The organism is Tardiphaga sp. 768_D3_N2_1 (genome assembly GCF_052076105.1).
In the GTDB taxonomy this organism is placed as follows: domain Bacteria; phylum Pseudomonadota; class Alphaproteobacteria; order Rhizobiales; family Xanthobacteraceae; genus Tardiphaga.
In genome coordinates this window covers 2,637,892-2,655,275 of sequence record NZ_CP197245.1, presented here as the reverse complement: position 1 = coordinate 2,655,275, position 17,384 = coordinate 2,637,892, and the positions used below count along the sequence as shown (strand labels likewise).

Genomic DNA, 17,384 nt, shown 5'->3' with positions numbered 1-17,384 from the left:
CGGTGCGGCCGCTGGCGGCGGTGTCGCCGGTGGCGGCGTGGTTGAGGGCGGCGTGGTAGGCGGCGGTGCGACCTGGGCAGACGCGAGCGAAGGCACAACGACAAGCGTGACGGCAAGGCCGAGTACAACGGTCCGACGTTGCCGGTTGGCTGCCGGGCTCCTGTCCGTTCGGGCGTATCGCGATGGATCGCGCATTGTCACTCTTTTCGAAATTGTCGCTGCAGTGCCGTTCAACCGCGGCAAAGCATACGCGATCCCATGAGCATTGCCGCTGCGCATTGAGCGTCTCCGGTGGCGATTGACGCGTATTGTTGTGCGATTGCCACAGCGGATTCGTGTCGCTTTTCATCGCGTTATGACCATTCACGCAGGGCAGGCCGACGATGTTTCAAACCAGCACGCCTGCTCATGGATCCGATCAGCGGTCTTCGATAGGTACGCTTGGACGCGGTAGGGTCGCGGCCGATGGTATCAAAACCTCGGCCGCAAAAAGCCAAAGACTTGCATAGCCAAAATTTTCATGTTGGAATTCTCACACAATCGGATTTAGGCCGTTCGACTGTGCGTTTTGCGAGCAGGACATTCAGCAGACACCGGGAAGCCCGCTTGTGGCGTGGCACGCATCATGCGTGGCCGCGTCTTTTTTGTATCTAGATCGGGAGACAGACGATGCAGAAGGGCACCGTCAAGTGGTTTAACCCAACCAAGGGCTATGGCTTCATCAAGCCGACTGTCGGCGACAAGGATGTCTTCGTGCACATCTCTGCTGTCGAGCGCGCAGGCCTCAGCACTCTCAACGAAAACCAGGCGATCGAATACGATCTGGTCGAAAATCGCGGCAAGACGTCTGCCGAGAACCTCAAGGTCTCATAGCTGGTCTTGCTGTGCCGGCCCTGACATATGGGCCGGCCAACTGATGTAGCCCCGGCGCAAGCCGGGCCTCTTGTCGCGCCGCCGCGGATCGTGCCGAGCCCGCGAGGCTATGCCTGTATCAGAGGCTGTGCCTGCATCATCGCTTCTTTGGCTTCTTCGCCTTTTTAGCCGTTTTCTTGGCGGGGGCGGCCTTCTTGGGGGCCTTGTCCTTCTCGGCGCTCTGAGCCTTCATCGCTTGCGCTGCTTCTGCGATCTGAAGTGCTTCAACGGCCTTGCGCATCGATCGCGCATAGCTATCGGCGGCATTATCGGCGGACATCTGAAGGCGCTTGGCGGCGGCCATGCCTTGTTCCGTCGCGTCCTTCGCCAATTGCTTGAAACGGTCCTTGGCGGTCTTGTCCTTGGCTTTGGCGGCCAGGCCCGCATAGCGATCGCGTTGTGCCTTGACGGCTGCCATCAGTGTCTTGTTTTGCTGTTTAGCAGTCTGCCGGATGATCACACCCAGATCGGCGCCCGTCATTCTTCATTTCCTTAAGTGACAGCCAGAATAGTCAATTGTTTCAATTATGCAGTTGCTATTGAGGCATTGCAATCGTCGCAGCTCGTGGCGTTAGCCAGCGTACTGGACGAGGGGAGTTCATTGTCCGATGTCGTAAGCACGGATCGGGTTTCTTTACCGTAAAGATACTCGCCAATTGCGCTCGCATGACGGAATCATGATACCGCGAGACTTCCCGTCCGGCGCAGCCAGGTCTGGCCTGTCGATATGCGGTGCCAGATTGGCTGGCGTGTGGAGCATCCTGCGATGACGGTGCCGGCGAGATCGCGTTTCCGGATTGGCTTCAGGACGTCAATCATTGCGCTGTTCGTCGGCGTCGTCCTTACGGTCGGCCTGGCACTGGTTTATCTCAGCTTCAGCAGGGTCAACACGATCATCCGGACGGCGGCTTCGTCGTATCTCAGCGTAGTCGCCCAGACTGCGACCGATCGCATCGATGCGCAGCTCAAGAGCGTTCACGACAATCTGGATATTCTGCGGGGGATCACATCGGTCCAGTCCGCGGAGCTAAAGAATAACCCGCGGCTGAACATCCTGCTGGCGTCGATGCTGCGAAATAACAAGCAGCTCTACGGTCTGTATATGGGATATGAGGACGGCTCATTCCTGGAAATGGACCTGATCGACCGAACGGGAGCCGAGGTGAAAGCGCGCTTCGGGGCGCCGGACGGAGCCGTATTTCGCCTGTTCACGATCGTGAAGGCCGGCGATTTCGGACCGCTTCAGACCACGACCGCCTATCTCGACGATGCGCTGCAGCCTCTGGCAAGTCTGCCCGGACCTGTCGATTTCGATCCTCGCGTTCGGCCGTGGTATCGCGGCGCCTTCGAGCCCAACGCCAGTCTGCTGACCGAGCCCTACATTTTCTATCAGACCGGTGACATCGGCTATACGCTGCGGATGCCTATCGTGGAGGGACAGCAGGGTGTCGTGGCCGGCGATATTCTGCTGAGTGAAGCTGAAGCCATGCTGCGCAAGCAGCAGCTTGGGCATTCGGGGGTGGCCTATCTGTTCGACGATGCCGATCGGGTGCTGGCGCACCCCGAGATGTCCAGGTGGTTGGAGGCCACGAGCGTTCCGAACAAGCTGTCCGAGCTTCCGCGGCTCAGTGACGTCGATACGATTAACGCAACGGCCGCGATCAAGGCGTGGCGTCAGACCGGCGTTGCGGAGCAATTTTTCACTGACAGCACAGGGCGCGCTTACGCTGCCGCGTTCCGCCCCGTAGAGATGGCAGGATCGGCCAATCTCCGGGTCGGGTTCTTTGCGCCGCTCGATGAGTTCTATGCCGAAATCGAGCAAGAAAAGCGCACGCTTTTCATTCTCGCATTCTGTTTCGTACTAGCGGCCGTACCGATCGCATTCTGGATCGGCAACAAACTGTCGCTCTCCCTGCGGATTCTGGCGCGCGAGGTCGACCGCATCCAGAGCTTCCGGTTCTCGTCGATGCCGCAACTGCGTTCGCCGATCCGCGAAATCGACGATCTCGGCCGATCGGTCTTCACCATGCGTACGCTGGTGCAGACATTCTCGAATTTCGTTCCCAAGCGTCTGGTTCAGCAACTGGTCGAAACCGGTACGGCCATGCAATTGGGCGGAGAGCGCCGCGAGGCGACCATCCTGTTCACGGATGTCGAGAATTTCACGGGGATGACGGAGAACGAGGACCCGACCCGGGTCATGCTCTACACATCGCGCTACTTCGCTGCGATCTCGGACGTCATCGCCACTCATCAGGGCACGGTCGATAAATATATCGGCGATGCCGTCATGGGACTTTGGAACGCGCCGATCGAACATTCGAACCACGTGGCACAGGCCTGTGCGGCCGTGCTCGATTGCGTCGAAGCCAATCGCAAGCTCAACGAGGAATTCGAGCGCGAGGGCTGGCCGGTCTACAAGACCCGGTTTGGCCTGCATGTGGGCGACGTCATGATCGGCAATATCGGGTCACCCGATCGCATGAACTACACGGCGCTCGGAGCCACGGTGAATCTCGCAGCGCGGCTGGAGGCGCTGAACAAGGACTACGGGACGAGCGTCCTGGTCAGTGAGGCCGTCAAAGAGCGGGTAGACTCGTTGTTCCTGTTTCGCCGCGTCGCCCTGATCAAGCCGAAAGGGTTCGCAGCGGAAGTTCAGATCTATGAGCTGCTCGGGGCGCGAAACTAACAACGACCTTTGCATTCGATAGGTTTGCCAAATTTTCTGCCTGATCGCCTTGGTCCGAGATATAGTGAACGTATGGCAGCCGACAGAGAAATATTGCGACGATGACCGATGTGAATCCGGTGCGGCGAGGTCGTCCTCGATCGGTCGAGACCGAGGACGCGATCCTGGAAAGCGCCTATCGCATGATGGCAGCCCAGGGGCTTGCTGCGACGACCATCGACGCGATTGCGCGGGACTCCGGCGTCTCCAAAATGACGATCTATAAATGGTGGCCGTCGCGTGAAGCGGTGCTGATCGACGCATTCTTGCGGCAGGCGTCCACCATGCTGCCGCTTTCCGAGAGCGGCGATCCGTTCACGCGCATCACGAAACATGCCGCCGCCTACGCCGTGGCGTTGAACAGCGATTTCGGCAAGGTACAGCTCGCTGTCATTGCCGAATGCATCTCGCGGACCGGTTCCGCGAAAATCTTCTCCGAACGCTACCTTGGTATCCGCCGGGACATCTCGCTGGCAATTATCAAGGACGGCCAGAAGGACGGCAGCATTATTGCTTCGGAGTCGGCCGGGGACCTCTATGATCGGATCTATGGCACGCTGTTTTATGAGTATGTCTTTGGATTTCGGCCGCTGACAGCCGACTATGCGCGCAAGCTCGTCAAATCCGTGCTGTCGGCGCCATAATCAGATGCCGTCTTGCCGCGCGCGGCGAAACCAGCGCCAGGTTTCGCGCGTGACGGCCCGGTAGCCCTGACCTCGATGCGCGATGCGTTCGTCGATGAGGACATTGAGTTTCGGCAATGCGTGGAAGGGCACCGACGGATAGGCGTGATGCTCGACATGGAATGGCATGTTCCATGTGAACCATTTCGTTAGCGCGTCGGTATAGGTCGTGCGCGTGTTCTCATAGGTACTGCGGGTACGCTCGCAGCCAGTGTGCTCGGCATAGAGATACGGCCGCAGGAATAGCTGGCCGACATAAAGCGGGACGAGCCAGCACCAGAGCAGCATCATGCTCGAGAACGCGATGGAAGCGATTAGCAGCGCAAGATAGACGAGAGCATAGATGCGGGCTTCGCGCACCACCATGCTCTGCTTGGATTCCGGGATCCACGGCGCGACGGCTTGTCCGGTCACGGCCCGCCGAACCAGCAGGCGGATCCGGTTGGTCAGTTGCACGATGCCGGTATAGGCGATCGCGAGTCTGGTGTCCGACGACGGGATGGTCGCTGTGACGAGCTCCGGGTCGCGGTCTGGATCCTGCGTGAAACGGTGATGGTCCCAGTGAAACAGCGCATAGTGTTCATAGGGCAGAACGATCATCAGCGATGAGACATGGCCAAGGGCCTCGTTCAGCAGCCGGCTGGTGAACACAGTTTTGTGCGCGGCCTCGTGCACCGCCATGAACAGGAAGGCGATGAGATAGCCCTGGATGATGATCAGCGGGATCGTCCACACCACGCCGTAGCGGGTGGCGACCTGCCAGATCAGTGTTCCTACCAAGGCGATCAAGGCATAATGGCTGATCGCGCGAATGAGCCCCGGAAGATTGGCTCGAACCGACAGGTCCTTCAACTGTGCAGGCGTCAGTGCGCGGGTTTCGATCTTGCCATGGCCAACTGCATCCATCGTCATCTGGTCAGTGCCTTTCGTTCAGTCGTGCGCTGCCAGCAGCGCGGAGACCTTCGTGTTGATGAAGGCCGCATCGGCGGGAATCTTGACGGGATTGCCGGCGCGGTGTCCGTGCAGCGAGGGGATCGGACACAGTTCGGCTGCGCATGCGTTGATCAGCAACGGGAGTTCATCTTCGTTGTCGCCGACCTGAAAATAATTGTCGGTCTGCCCAGGCATCAGCAGAACGCGTGCCTTGATGGCAGCCATGGCTTTCCGGAAGTCGCCACTGAATGCGTCGCAGCGGCTGATATCGCCATTTTGCCAGGTCCAGAGCTGGGCCAGCAGATTGTTGGCGTCACGATGCGCGAAAGCGACATCCCATGACCGGGTCAGATAGTCGTCCAGTGAGGTGAAACCGGTCTCACGCCAGAGCTCATCGCGGTAGAAGCCATGCGACATCGCCCAGCCGGCATAGACGCGCCCCATGGCGCGAAGGCCGACTGATGGTTTCGAAACAAAGCGGCCATCGACAAAGGCAGGGTCGGTGGTCAGAGCGGCCCGCACGCTTTCGAGAAATACGGTGTTGAACTGCGAACATCGGGCGCTGCCGCAGACCACTGCCGTGCGTACCACCATGTCTGGATAGCGGGCGGCCCAGTGATAGGCCTGCATGCCACCCATCGACCAGCCATAGACCAGTGCCAGACGCGTGATGCCGAATTGCTCGGTCAGAAGGCGGTGCTGGATCGAGATCGCGTCGTGATAGCTGATGTTCGGATAGGGACCGCCTGCGAGGGCCTCCATTGAATTCGATGGTGACGACGACAGGCCGTTGCCGAACAGATTGGGGATGACGATAAAGTAGCGCTCGGGATCGAGGGCTGCTCCGGGCGCAATCAACCACTCGGTGTCGTAATGCTGCGCGGCGAACGACGTTGGATAGAGGATGACGTTATCCCTCGCAGCATTGAGTGTGCCGTAGGTCCTGTAGGCAAGCTGCAGGCGAGGGTGACGCTGGCCGGATTGCAGTAGCACGTCACCCGCCTCGAAGATCTGGTAGTCGCTCGGCGTATTCATGCTGCAGCTCCGGATGGTCCGTTGATGTTTGCCGAGGGTGCGACAAGCGATCCGCTCGACAAAATTTAATAACTGTACTATTGGTATATTAATTTGCGGAGAGCGCAATGCCGAAACTTCAGCATTGCCGCCTGAATAGCATGCAGCTGGTCGTCCCCCGTTGGCGGCTCGGCGACATCTTGGTTTTGTATTCGAAACGTACAAGAGACTTGCGGCCCGTTAGTCTATTCACCGTCGTCGGCGCAGAGGCGGAAAGCGGCCAGGTTGTCCGCATAAGCCGCTGCGAATTCGAAGTCGCGCTTGCCTGCCACCCACTCAAAGGAGTCTGGATCATGGGAACCATCACCACCAAAGACGGCACTGAAATTTTCTACAAGGATTGGGGCACCGGGCAGCCGATCGTGTTTCATCACGGCTGGCCGCTGAGCGCGGATGACTGGGATAACCAGATGATGTTCTTCCTCAATCAGGGCTATCGCGTCATTGCGCACGACCGCCGTGGTCACGGCCGTTCGAGCCAGACTGCGACAGGCAACGAGATGGACACTTATGCCGCCGATGTCGCCGAACTCACCGACAAACTCGATCTGAAGGATGCCGTCCATATCGGCCATTCCACCGGTGGCGGTGAAGTCGCGCGTTACGTCGCGCGGGCCAAGAAGGGACGCGTCGCCAAGGCGGTGCTGGTCAGCGCGGTGCCGCCGATCATGCTCAAGACCGAGAACAATCCGGGCGGGCTTCCGCTCGAAGTGTTCGACGGTTTCCGTGCTGCTCTGGTGGCCAATCGCGCGCAGTTCTATGTCGATGTCCCGGCCGGTCCGTTTTACGGCTTCAATCGGCCGGGTGCGAAGGTCTATCAGGGCGTGATCGACAACTGGTGGCGGCAGGGCATGATCGGCGGCGCCAAGGCGCACTATGATTGCATCAAGGCGTTCTCGGAAACCGACTTCACTGAAGACCTGAAGGCGATCGACGTGCCGGTGCTCGTTTTGCACGGCGATGACGACCAGATCGTGCCTTATGCCGACTCTGCACCGCTGTCGGTGAAGCTGCTCAAGAACGGCACGCTGAAGACCTATCCGGGCTTCCCGCACGGCATGCTGACCACCCATGCGGATGTGATCAACCCGGATCTGCTGGCGTTCATCAAGAGCTGATGCGCGTACCGGAAGCCCGGCAAGGCAGTGCCTTGCCGGGCTTTTTATTTTGTGTGCCTCTGATCTATCCGGCACACACGCCGCGCCTCGTGGCTCCCACGGATTTGTGGCCTCCTGCGCACGCTGAAAGCCGCGGCAAAAAAGGCAGCGCGATCTGCTGCGCAAGCGACTCTGTCTGCGGTCCGGCGGACCATACGTCGCATCATCAAACTGTTGCTCAGAAGCATTTCTTGCATCAATATGCAACCTATGATTGATATTCAGGTTCGGCCGCAATGGCTTGGTGTCGGTGTGATGACGCCTGATGAGCAACCAGTCGTGGCGAAAGTCATTGGGAGGGGACGTTGGATCGCGACGATTTGGAATCTCGCAAAGACATCGTCTCGACGACGTCGCAGGCGCTGTCCGCCCAGCTCGAAAAAATCATTACACGAAAGGACTCGAGTTTCGTGCCGCCTGCCAGCCGCGCGCGTCGAAGTGCACGGGCGCGGTCGGACAAGCGGTTCGAGATGCGGAAGGAATTGTTGGAGGCGCCGCGCAGCGATCCCAATGCGTTCGAGCGTATGATTGGCGAGAGCGATCTGCTCTCGATCAACTTTCTGGATCGGGGCAGGCGGGCAGCCGATGCGGTGTGCCGCATCAAGGTCCCGAGCAATGGCGGCGCCTGGTACGGCACAGGTTTTCTGGTCGGTCCTCGATTGCTGCTCACCAATCATCACGTTCTGGGAGACGCCGACGAGGCCAGTCAGTGCGAAGCCGAGTTCGGCTATGAGCACGACCTCGATGGCGTCTTACGCGAAGGCGTCAGTTTCAACCTGCGGCCTCACGAGATTTTCTACACCAACTCCGAACTGGACATCACCTTCATTGCCGTGACGCCATTCTCTGACGGCGGCGTGCCGATCGAGCGTTATGGCCGGCTTCCTCTGCTCCCGCTGTCGGGCAAAGTGGTGGATGGCGAGTGGGTTACCATCATCCAGCATCCCGGCAGTGAGCCGAAACAGATTGCGATCCGGTCGAGCCAGATCGTCAAGCTGGATGCGAAAACGTCGGCCGGGATCGACGTAAACAAATTCATCCACTACTCGACCGATACCGAGCCAGGCTCATCCGGGTCGCCGGTCCTCAATGATCAGTGGCAGGTCCTCGCTTTGCATCACAAGGCGGTTCCTGCGCCGACAAAGCTGCGAAATCCGGCCAAGGAGCCGGTCTGGATTGCCAACGAAGGTATTCGGGTCAGCGCCATCTATATGCAGCTCGAGCGCGAGCGCTTCGAGATTACGCAGGCTGGACTGGTGCTCGACAGACTCGAGAAGGCGTTGGGCCTGCCACCGATGTCGCAGAGCATGGCGCCGGGCGAAACCATGCTGGAAGCCGACCGCAAGCCGTTGCCGGCAAAGCGGTGGACGAATGCCAAAGGCTACGACGAGGAATTCCTGACCGAGAAGATCGCGCTGTCGCGAATTTATGCTCCGCTTCTCGCCAAGAAGCTGGTTGCGCCGCTGCTCAGTAAGTCGGCAGGTTATGAACTCGACTACCATCATTTTTCCACGGTGATTCACGCCAAGCGAAAATTTCCGCTGATCACCGCCGTGAATATCGACGGCAATAAGCTCGTTCATCCAGGACCGCGCAAGGATACCTGGCGACGCGACGGGCGGATTGCGGACGAATATCAGCCTGCCGGAAATTTCTACGAGAAGGCCAAAGGCGACGACGCCGTTCAGTTCAGCCGCGGTCATCAAGTTCGTTTGCTGGACCCTTGCTGGAGCGCGGCGTCCAAGGCGGCTGCCGCCTTGGCCGAGTCGAAACTCGCATCCGAAGATACGTTCCACTACACAAACGCGGCACCGCAGATGCAGAAGTACAACGACATCGACTGGGGCAATCTGGAGGATTATCTCCTCAACAAGGCGCAGACTTCCGAGAAGAAGCTGACGATCTTCACCGGCCCGATCTATCGGCCCGACGATCCTGTTTACGGCAAAAGCCGCGAGAGCGGGCCTTGGCAAATTCCGCTGTCGTTCTGGAAGGTCGCGGTTTTGCAGAAAACCGACAGCAGGATCGCGGCTGCCGCCTTTGTGGTAGGGCAGACAGAATATGTGCAAGCCCTGTACGAAGCCAAGGTATTCTCGGGATTGAAGCCGTACACTCTTGATGAGATGCGGAAACGGCGGATCCAGACCACCATTGTGGCGATCGAAAACGAAACTGGTCTGGATTTTTCGGCGGTGAAGGATTTCGATGCACACGGGTCGCTCGAGGCGACCCGCCAGACACGCTGGATCAATGATCTCGGCGATATCATTATCTGACGGAGCACGATGCAAGGTCGCGGCAAGGTCTTTGGCGACCGATGAGATGGCTGCGGCGATGCGATTGTAGCGCCGCACTCGCCCTTAAAGGCGCGTCAGATCACCGTCGGCGAGATCAGCGTGTCGTCGAGGCTGGCGCTAGCGCCGGTACTGGTGGTGCAGGTATCGCCGGTGATGCCGACACTGTTGGTGGCCAACAGCCGTAACGCCTGCGGATAAATCTTGTGCTCGATGTCGAGCACGCGCGCGGCGAGGGTGTCGGGGGTGTCGTTATCGGCCACGGCCACGGCTCCCTGCATCACGATCGGACCGGCATCGGTCTCCGGAATGACGAAATGCACCGTGGCACCGGAAATCTTGACGCCGGCGTGCAATGCTTGGCCGTGCGGATCCAGGCCGGGGAAGGACGGCAGCAGCGACGGGTGGATGTTCAGCATCCGGCCGTACCAGTGCTGCACGAATTCCGCCGTGAACAGGCGCATGAAGCCGCCGAGGCAGATCAGCTCGATCTTGTAGTCGTCGAGGGCCGCCTGCAACAGCTTCTCGAAGCCGGCGCGATCCTTGCCGAACGGTTTACTCTCGATCACCAGCGTCTTGACGCCATTGGCCTGCGCAATGGCGAGGCCGGGAGCGTCGGCTTTGTTCGAAATCACCAGCGCAATTTCGGCCGGGAAGCCGTCTGCTGCGGCGGCCTCGATCAGCGCGGTCATGTTCGATCCGCGACCGGAAATCAGGATGGCGACACGACGCATCACGGTCTCACAGTTGGAGTTCGAGATGTCCGTCATAGACGACCCGCTCGTCGCCCTTGGCTTCGATGACGTCGCCGAGCAGCGACACTGTTTCGCCGCCCTCGCGCAGGATGTCCATCACCTGCTGCACGGCTTCGCGCTTGACGATGGCGATCATGCCGACGCCGCAGTTGAAGGTGCGCAGCAGCTCGAGTTCAGCGATATCGCCTTCCGCTGCCAGCCACTTGAACACCGGCAGGACGGTGAGGGCGGGCAGGTCGATGCGAACGCCGAGGTTCTTTGGCAGCACGCGCGGGATATTGTCGGTGAAGCCGCCGCCAGTGATATGGGCGAGGCCCTTCACAGCGCCGGTCTCGCGGATCGCGCGCAAGCATGATTTCACATAGAGCCGGGTCGGGGTCAGCAGCGCACCGCCAAGCGTCATCACCGGCGAGAACGGTGCCTTGTCGGCATAAGAGAGGCCCGTGCGCTCGACAATCTTGCGGACCAGCGAGAAACCGTTGGAGTGAACGCCGGACGAGGCCATGCCGATGACGGCATCGCCCACGCCGATGTCCTTGGTCGGCAGCAGCGTGCCGCGCTCGGCAGCGCCGACCGAGAAGCCTGCAAGGTCGTAGTCGCCGTCCTTGTAGAGGCCGGGCATCTCGGCGGTCTCGCCGCCGATCAGCGCGCAGCCGGATTCACGGCAGCCCTCTGCGATGCCAGCGACGATTGAAGCAGTGGCTTCGGGGTCGAGCTTGCCGCAGGCGAAGTAATCGAGAAAGAACAGCGGCTCAGCGCCCTGGACCACGAGGTCGTTGACCGACATGGCGACAAGATCAATGCCGATGCCGTCATGGACACCTGCCTCGATAGCGATCTTGACCTTGGTGCCAACACCGTCGGTGGCGGCGACAAGAACCGGATCCTTGAAGCCAGCGGCCTTGAGATCGAACAGTCCGCCGAAGCCGCCGATCTCGGCGTCAGCGCCGGCACGGGCGGTTGCGCGAACCATCGGCTTGATGAGGTCCACCAGACGGTTACCGGCATCGATATCGACGCCCGCATCCGCGTAAGTGAGGCCTTTTTTCTGGTCGGTCATGCCGGGTATCCTGGCGAAGCTGCGAAACTGTGTATTTTCGGCTGGTTACGTCGGAATCCCCGCCTGCGCAATGGCTCGTAAACGCTATCCCGATTACTATGTAGGCGGTAAGCCGCTCGGAGCCCCCAAGCTCGGATTGCGAAACAGGCCGGAGCCGGGAAGCGCCGCGTGAGTATCCCCAATTTCATCACCCTCGGGCGCATCCTGCTGGTGCCAGTGATCGTCTGGGCGATTGCGTCGAGCCAGATGGAGATCGCCTTTGCAATCTTTGTGATTGCCGGGGTCAGCGATGCAATCGACGGTTTCCTGGCCAAACGCTTCAATATGGCCAGCGAACTCGGTGCGCTGCTCGATCCCTTGGCCGACAAGGCGCTGCTGGTCTCGATCTATGTATCCCTGGGGATATGGGGGGCAGTGCCGCGCTGGCTCGTGATTCTGGTGGTGTCGCGGGATATCATGATCGTGAGCGCCGTCATTGTGTCGTGGTTGTTTGGCAAGCCGATCCCGATGAAGCCGCTGATGGTGTCGAAGCTGAATACGGTGGCTCAGGTGGCGTTCGCGGCGCTGGTTCTCGCCTCCCTCGGATTTGGTTTCAGATCCTCGCCTTATGATTTGATTTTAATGGGTTTTGTGACCATTCTGACGTTGCTCTCTGTGTCCTTCTATCTTGTTGAGTGGATGCGACACATGAGCACCATCGAATCCGGCCAGGACCCCAGGTAACTCGTATTCGTAACGTTCACCGGCGCAGCCGGTATGGAGTATTTGCGTGGTCGCCCGCGTCCAACCTCGTCAATTGGCGTTCGCGCTGCCCCATGCGGAGAGTCTGTCCCGCGACAACTTCCTTGAGGGCCCGGCCAATGCCGAGGCGCTGAGGCTGATCGACTGCTGGCCGGACTGGCCGAACCGGGTCATGCTGGTTGTCGGCCCCGAGGGATCTGGCAAGAGCCATCTGGCGGCGATCTGGGCCGAAGAGGCCGGGGCGCGCTCCACCATGGCGCATAGCCTGACCGCCGCGACGGTTCCGGGCGAGCTGGTGACCAACGCGCTGGTGGTGGAGGATCTCAATGCCGGTGGCTTCGATGAGCGAGCGCTGTTCCATCTTCTCAACCTGGCACGTCAGGACAACGCCTATGTGCTGATCACGGCGCGGGTCGCCCCGGCCGCCATGGAGGTCGAGTTGCGCGATCTACGGTCGCGGCTCCGTGCGATCCCGGTGGTCAATCTGATGCCGCCGGATGACGGGTTGTTTCGGGCGCTGATCGTGAAGTTTTGCGCCGACCGCCAGCTTAGCATCGACGAGAGCGTGGTCAGCTATGTGGCGAGCCGCATCGAACGATCATTTGCCGCCGCCCGCCATACGGTGGAATTGCTGGACAGCGAGGCGCTCCGGCTCGGGCGCCCGGTGACCCGTGCATTGGCCGCGGAACTGCTGCGCGACGCCTGACTTAGCCTTGGACGTCAAACGCGGCGCGTCAAACCGTGCCTTGACGGCGCAGCAGGCAGGTTCCTCAATGTCATTGAAGTGTCATGTAACTGACGCAATGTCCGCTGTGATTTGCCGGCACTATAGCGCTGCTTGAACTGGATGGATTGCTGTCTCATGGATTCCGCGGAAGAGATTGTTATTGAAGAGAAAAAGGGCGAAGCGAAACCTGCAGAGGTGGTCGCATCAGGTCCCGAGCGCTTCATCAATCGCGAACTGTCCTGGCTGCACTTCAATCGCCGCGTACTCGAGGAGTCGGTCAATCCCGGCCATCCGGCGCTGGAACGCGTTCGCTTTTTGTCTATTTCCGCAAACAACCTTGATGAATTCTTCATGGTCCGCGTCGCCGGTATCAAGGCGCAGGTCCGTGAGGGAATCACCGAGCGCAGCCCCGATGGCCTGACCCCGGCCGAGCAACTGGCTCTGATCAACAGTGCGGTCTCCAAGCTCGGCTCTGACCAGCAGGCGATCTGGCGCGACCAGCGTGGCATGCTGGCCGATGTTGGCATCGTGCTGCTCGACGGCAAGGAGGTCAGCAAGGCCGATCGGACATGGATCGAGGATCATTTCCTCCACAACATTTTCCCGTTGTTAACGCCGCTGGCGATCGATCCGGCGCACCCGTTCCCGTTCATTCCGAGCCTCGGTTTTACCATCGCGCTGCATCTGTCGCGGGTGTCCGATGGCAAGACGATGAACGCACTCATCCGTATGCCGGGCAAGATCGATCGCTTCATCCGCCTGCCGACCCCCGGCAAGGACGGCGCGGTTCGCCTGATCACGCTGGAGCAGGCTACCGGTCTGTTCATCGCGCGTCTGTTCCCGGGCTACACCGTGCAGGGGCAGGGTGCCTTCCGCATCATCCGCGACAGTGAACTCGAAGTCGAAGAAGAGGCCGAGGATCTGGTCCGGCTATTCGAGACTGCGCTGAAGCGCCGTCGCAGAGGGTCGGTGATCCGCCTCGAAATCGAAGCCAGCATGCCGGCAGAACTCCGCGCCTTCGTGCAGCGCGCGCTGGCGACTTCGGATGACGAAATCCTGCTAGTCGACGGCATCCTTGCCATGAACGAGGTCTCGCAGCTCACGCGCCTCGATCGGCCCGATCTCGAATTCGTGCCTTATGTGCCGCGCCATCCGGAACGTGTCCGCGATCATGGCGGCGACATCTTCGCCGCCATCCGTCAGAAGGATCTCATCGTCCATCATCCTTATGAATCCTTCGACGTTGTCGTGCAGTTCCTGCAGCAGGCCGCGCGCGATCCGGACGTGGTTGCGATCAAGCAGACGCTGTATCGCACCTCCAACAACTCGCCGATTGTCCGCACGCTGGTCGAGGCCGCCGAAGCCGGCAAGTCGGTGACGGCGCTCGTCGAGCTGCGTGCGCGGTTCGACGAGGAGGCCAATATCCGCTGGGCGCGCGATCTCGAACGCGCCGGTGTCCAGGTGGTCTATGGGTTTCTGGAATTGAAGACCCATGCCAAGCTGTCGCTGGTGGTGCGCCGCGAGGGCGGCTCGCTCACGACCTATGTCCACACCGGCACCGGCAACTATCATCCGGTTACGGCGCGCATCTACACCGATCTGTCATATTTCACATCCGACCCGATCATCGGTCGCGATGCGGCACGCGTCTTTAACTACATTACCGGCTATGCCGAGCCCAGCGACATCGAGAAGATGGCCGTGTCGCCGCTGACCTTGCGCGGACGCATGCTCGAACACATCCGCGGTGAGGCCGCGTTTGCTCGCAGCGGCAAGCCCGGTGCGATCTGGCTCAAGATGAATTCGCTGGTCGATCCGGAAATCATCGATGCGCTCTATGAAGCGTCGAATGCCGGCGTGTCCGTTGAACTGATCGTGCGTGGCATCTGCTGCCTGCGGCCCGGCGTGCCGGGTCTGTCCGAGAACATTCGCGTCAAGTCGATCATCGGCCGCTTCCTCGAACACGGTCGAATCTACTGCTTCGGCATGGGCAACGGCCTGCCGAGCCCAAAGGCGGCGGTATATATCTCGTCGGCTGACATGATGCCGCGCAATCTGGATCGCCGCGTCGAGGTTCTGTGTCCGCTGCAGAACCCCACCGTGCACACTCAGGTGCTTGAACAGATCATGGTGGCCAATCTCAAGGACACGGAACAGAGCTGGCAATTGTTGCCCGATGGGTCGTCAACGCGTATGAAGGCAGCGAAGGGCGAGGAACCCTTCAATGTGCACAATTACTTCATGACGAATCCGAGTCTGTCTGGCCGTGGAAAGTCGCTTGAGAAATCATCCCCGCGCCGGCTCACCCGCCGTTCGGAGCGTCACCAATCCTCGTAAGGAACCAGCAGCGTGGTAGCGCGTGCCAATCAACGCGCGACCAGCGTCGCCGTCATCGATATTGGTTCCAACTCGGTGCGTCTCGTTGTCTATGAGTCGCTGACGCGAAGCCTTGTCACGCTCTTCAATGAAAAGGCGCTGTGCGGTCTTGGCCGCGAAGTGCAGAGCACTGGACTGCTGGCCAAGGACGCCGTCGACAAGGCGCTGACGGCGCTTCGGCGCTTCCGTGCGCTGTGCAGGGTCATGAAAGTCGGTCGCGTCTATGCGATCGCGACCGCTGCGGCGCGCGATGCGAGCAATGGACCTGCCTTCATCGCAGCAGCGGAAAAAATCTGCGGCTGCGAGATCCAGATCATATCGGGGCCACGTGAAGCGAAGCTCTCGGCGCTGGGTGTGATTTCGGGCGTGCACAAGCCGGATGGCCTGGTTGGCGATCTCGGTGGCGGTTCGCTTGAACTGATCGATGTCAAAGGCAATGCGGTCCGGCAGGGCGTAACGCTGCCGCTCGGTAGTCTCGCATTGCAGGACGCCTCACAGAAATCACCGAAGAAGGCCGAGCGCATCGTCAAGCTGGCGCTGGCCGATGTCGCGCAGCTCAAGATGGGCGTGGGTCGCAATTTCTACGCGGTCGGCGGCACCTGGCGTGCATTGGCGCGGCTGCACATCATTCAGAGCGGCTACCCGCTTCGCGTGATGCATGGCTATTCGATCCCGGCCAACGAGGCGCTCGATTTCGTGCGCCGCTTGCGCCGGCTCGCAACAGCCAACATTCTCGCCAACATCGAATCCATCGCCGAACAGCGCCAGCCGCTGCTGGTCTACGCCGCGCTCGTGCTTGAATACGTCATTCGCACTGCCAAGCCGAAGGCTATCGTGTTCTCGACCTATGGCGTCCGTGAAGGCTTGCTCTACGAAATGCTGCCGCAAGCACAGCGCATGCAAGATGGTCTGGTCGGTGCTGCGCAGGCCATGAACGAACTGATGTCGCGCTCGGCCCGCCACGCACTGGAATTGAGCGACTGGAGTGATCGGTTCGCCCGTGTCGCCAAGCTCAAAGAGACCGATGAGGATCGTCGGCTGCGCCGAGTGGCGTGTCTGTTGTCCGACATCGGTTGGCGCGTCCATCCAGATCATCGCGGCGAGCAGACGCTCAGTCTGATCACGAACGGCAATTTCGGTTCGGTCGATCATCACGACCGCGCGTTCCTGGCGCTCTGTGTGTACTACCGCTACGAAGGATTCAGCCCCGGGAACGAGCCCCCCGAGCTGGTCCGCTCGCTTGTCTCGCCGGCACAGGTCGAACGCGCCCGTTTGCTCGGTGCGCTGTTCAGGGTCGCGCACCTCATTTCGGCGGCACGGCCGGGTGTACTGCCCGCCACGCATTTCGCCACAAAGGATCGAAAGATGATGCTCGTATTCGAGCATCGGATGGTCGATCTCGTCGCTGACCGCGTCGGCAGCCGCTTCAAGCAGCTGGCGCGGCTGGTCGGGAAGTCCGGCTCGATCATCAGGCGATAGCCACCGTCGCTCATTCTGAATTTACTACTGGTTGCGGCGCGGCGTGACTCTCGGATTCCGTGCGTGTACTATTTTCCGGTGCGGCCGTTTTGGTCCACGCGGCAAGTACATACGATTTCCGGACCGGGAGAGTCGAAATGTCAGCCCTTCTGATCAACCTTATCGTTCAACTGATTGGCGGCGCGATTGGCGGAAATGTCGCTGGTGGCGCATCGAAGTCTGTCGATCTTGGTGCAATGGGCAACACGATCGCGGGTGCAATAGGTGGCGGCGTTGGCGGTCAAATTCTCGGAATGCTGATTCCCATGCTTTCAAACGCATCGACAACCACTGATATCGGTTCGCTGATCGGTCAGGTGGCCGGAGGCGGTGTCGCAGGTGCTGTGCTGACGGCAATCGTCGGAGCCATCAAGAACAGATCGGCGGCGTAAAGCGATCGCATTGCGTCTCGCTGGGCGAGGTGTG

Annotated in this window: 15 protein-coding genes; 10 read left to right on the top strand and 5 right to left on the bottom strand. The window is 60.2% G+C overall.

Annotated elements, in window-relative coordinates:
• The first annotated feature begins 669 nt into the window (after positions 1-669).
• Positions 670-873 (top strand): cold-shock protein, encoded by a 204-nt coding sequence (locus AB8A27_RS12290; RefSeq protein WP_441242149.1) that lies wholly within the window; start codon positions 670-672, stop codon positions 871-873.
• A gap of 136 nt (positions 874-1,009) precedes the next feature.
• Here AB8A27_RS12290 and AB8A27_RS12285 read toward each other — a convergent pair whose 3' ends face one another.
• Complete coding sequence (locus AB8A27_RS12285) at positions 1,010-1,393, bottom strand: hypothetical protein (RefSeq protein WP_441242148.1); 384 nt, start codon at positions 1,391-1,393, stop codon at positions 1,010-1,012.
• 285 nt (positions 1,394-1,678) lie between these two features.
• On the opposite strand from AB8A27_RS12285, the gene AB8A27_RS12280 reads away from it, so the two are divergent.
• Together AB8A27_RS12280 and AB8A27_RS12275 are read left to right on the top strand one after the other, a co-directional pair.
• Positions 1,679-3,601 (top strand): adenylate/guanylate cyclase domain-containing protein, encoded by a 1,923-nt coding sequence (locus AB8A27_RS12280; protein ID WP_441242147.1) that lies wholly within the window; start codon positions 1,679-1,681, stop codon positions 3,599-3,601.
• Positions 3,602-3,702: 101 nt separating this feature from the next.
• Positions 3,703-4,284 carry a TetR/AcrR family transcriptional regulator gene (locus AB8A27_RS12275; RefSeq protein WP_441242146.1) on the top strand — a complete coding sequence of 194 codons (582 nt, stop codon included), beginning with the start codon at positions 3,703-3,705 and terminating at the stop codon, positions 4,282-4,284.
• On the opposite strand, the gene AB8A27_RS12270 is transcribed toward AB8A27_RS12275, so the two are convergent.
• The gene (locus tag AB8A27_RS12270; RefSeq protein WP_441242145.1) at positions 4,285-5,235 is read right to left on the bottom strand and encodes a fatty acid desaturase; all 951 of its coding nucleotides are present in this window, start codon (positions 5,233-5,235) and stop codon (positions 4,285-4,287) included.
• 18 nt (positions 5,236-5,253) lie between these two features.
• The gene (locus AB8A27_RS12265) at positions 5,254-6,291 is read right to left on the bottom strand and encodes an alpha/beta fold hydrolase (protein WP_441242144.1); all 1,038 of its coding nucleotides are present in this window, start codon (positions 6,289-6,291) and stop codon (positions 5,254-5,256) included.
• A gap of 332 nt (positions 6,292-6,623) precedes the next feature.
• Here AB8A27_RS12265 and AB8A27_RS12260 point away from each other — a divergent pair, with 332 nt between their 5' ends.
• Both AB8A27_RS12260 and AB8A27_RS12255 read left to right on the top strand, forming a co-directional pair.
• A complete protein-coding gene (locus tag AB8A27_RS12260; protein ID WP_441242143.1) occupies positions 6,624-7,448 on the top strand; it encodes an alpha/beta fold hydrolase in 825 nt (274 codons plus the stop codon).
• Between the two features lie 359 nt (positions 7,449-7,807).
• Positions 7,808-9,763 (top strand): DNA/RNA non-specific endonuclease, encoded by a 1,956-nt coding sequence (locus AB8A27_RS12255; protein WP_441242142.1) that lies wholly within the window; start codon positions 7,808-7,810, stop codon positions 9,761-9,763.
• Between the two features lie 95 nt (positions 9,764-9,858).
• Here the strand turns inward: AB8A27_RS12255 and purN are convergent, their stop codons facing one another.
• Both purN and purM read right to left on the bottom strand, forming a co-directional pair.
• Positions 9,859-10,515 (bottom strand): phosphoribosylglycinamide formyltransferase, encoded by a 657-nt coding sequence (gene purN / locus AB8A27_RS12250; RefSeq protein WP_441242141.1) that lies wholly within the window; start codon positions 10,513-10,515, stop codon positions 9,859-9,861.
• 7 nt (positions 10,516-10,522) lie between these two features.
• Positions 10,523-11,596 carry a phosphoribosylformylglycinamidine cyclo-ligase gene (gene purM, locus AB8A27_RS12245; protein WP_441242140.1) on the bottom strand — a complete coding sequence of 358 codons (1,074 nt, stop codon included), beginning with the start codon at positions 11,594-11,596 and terminating at the stop codon, positions 10,523-10,525.
• 168 nt (positions 11,597-11,764) lie between these two features.
• Here purM and AB8A27_RS12240 point away from each other — a divergent pair, with 168 nt between their 5' ends.
• From AB8A27_RS12240 to AB8A27_RS12220, 5 genes are all read left to right on the top strand, one after another.
• Entirely contained in the window at positions 11,765-12,319 is a 555-nt protein-coding gene (locus tag AB8A27_RS12240; protein ID WP_441242139.1) for a CDP-alcohol phosphatidyltransferase family protein, read from the top strand.
• A 46-nt stretch (positions 12,320-12,365) separates the two neighbouring features.
• Positions 12,366-13,043 carry a chromosomal replication initiator DnaA gene (locus AB8A27_RS12235; RefSeq protein WP_441242138.1) on the top strand — a complete coding sequence of 226 codons (678 nt, stop codon included), beginning with the start codon at positions 12,366-12,368 and terminating at the stop codon, positions 13,041-13,043.
• A 156-nt stretch (positions 13,044-13,199) separates the two neighbouring features.
• Positions 13,200-15,401, top strand: coding sequence for an RNA degradosome polyphosphate kinase (locus tag AB8A27_RS12230; RefSeq protein ID WP_441242137.1), 2,202 nt, complete (start codon positions 13,200-13,202; stop codon positions 15,399-15,401).
• 12 nt (positions 15,402-15,413) lie between these two features.
• Positions 15,414-16,919: an exopolyphosphatase gene (ppx, locus tag AB8A27_RS12225; RefSeq protein ID WP_441242136.1), complete on the top strand. Its 1,506-nt coding sequence runs from the start codon at positions 15,414-15,416 to the stop codon at positions 16,917-16,919.
• Between the two features lie 137 nt (positions 16,920-17,056).
• Positions 17,057-17,350 (top strand): hypothetical protein, encoded by a 294-nt coding sequence (locus AB8A27_RS12220; RefSeq protein WP_441242135.1) that lies wholly within the window; start codon positions 17,057-17,059, stop codon positions 17,348-17,350.
• Positions 17,351-17,384 lie beyond the last annotated feature (34 nt).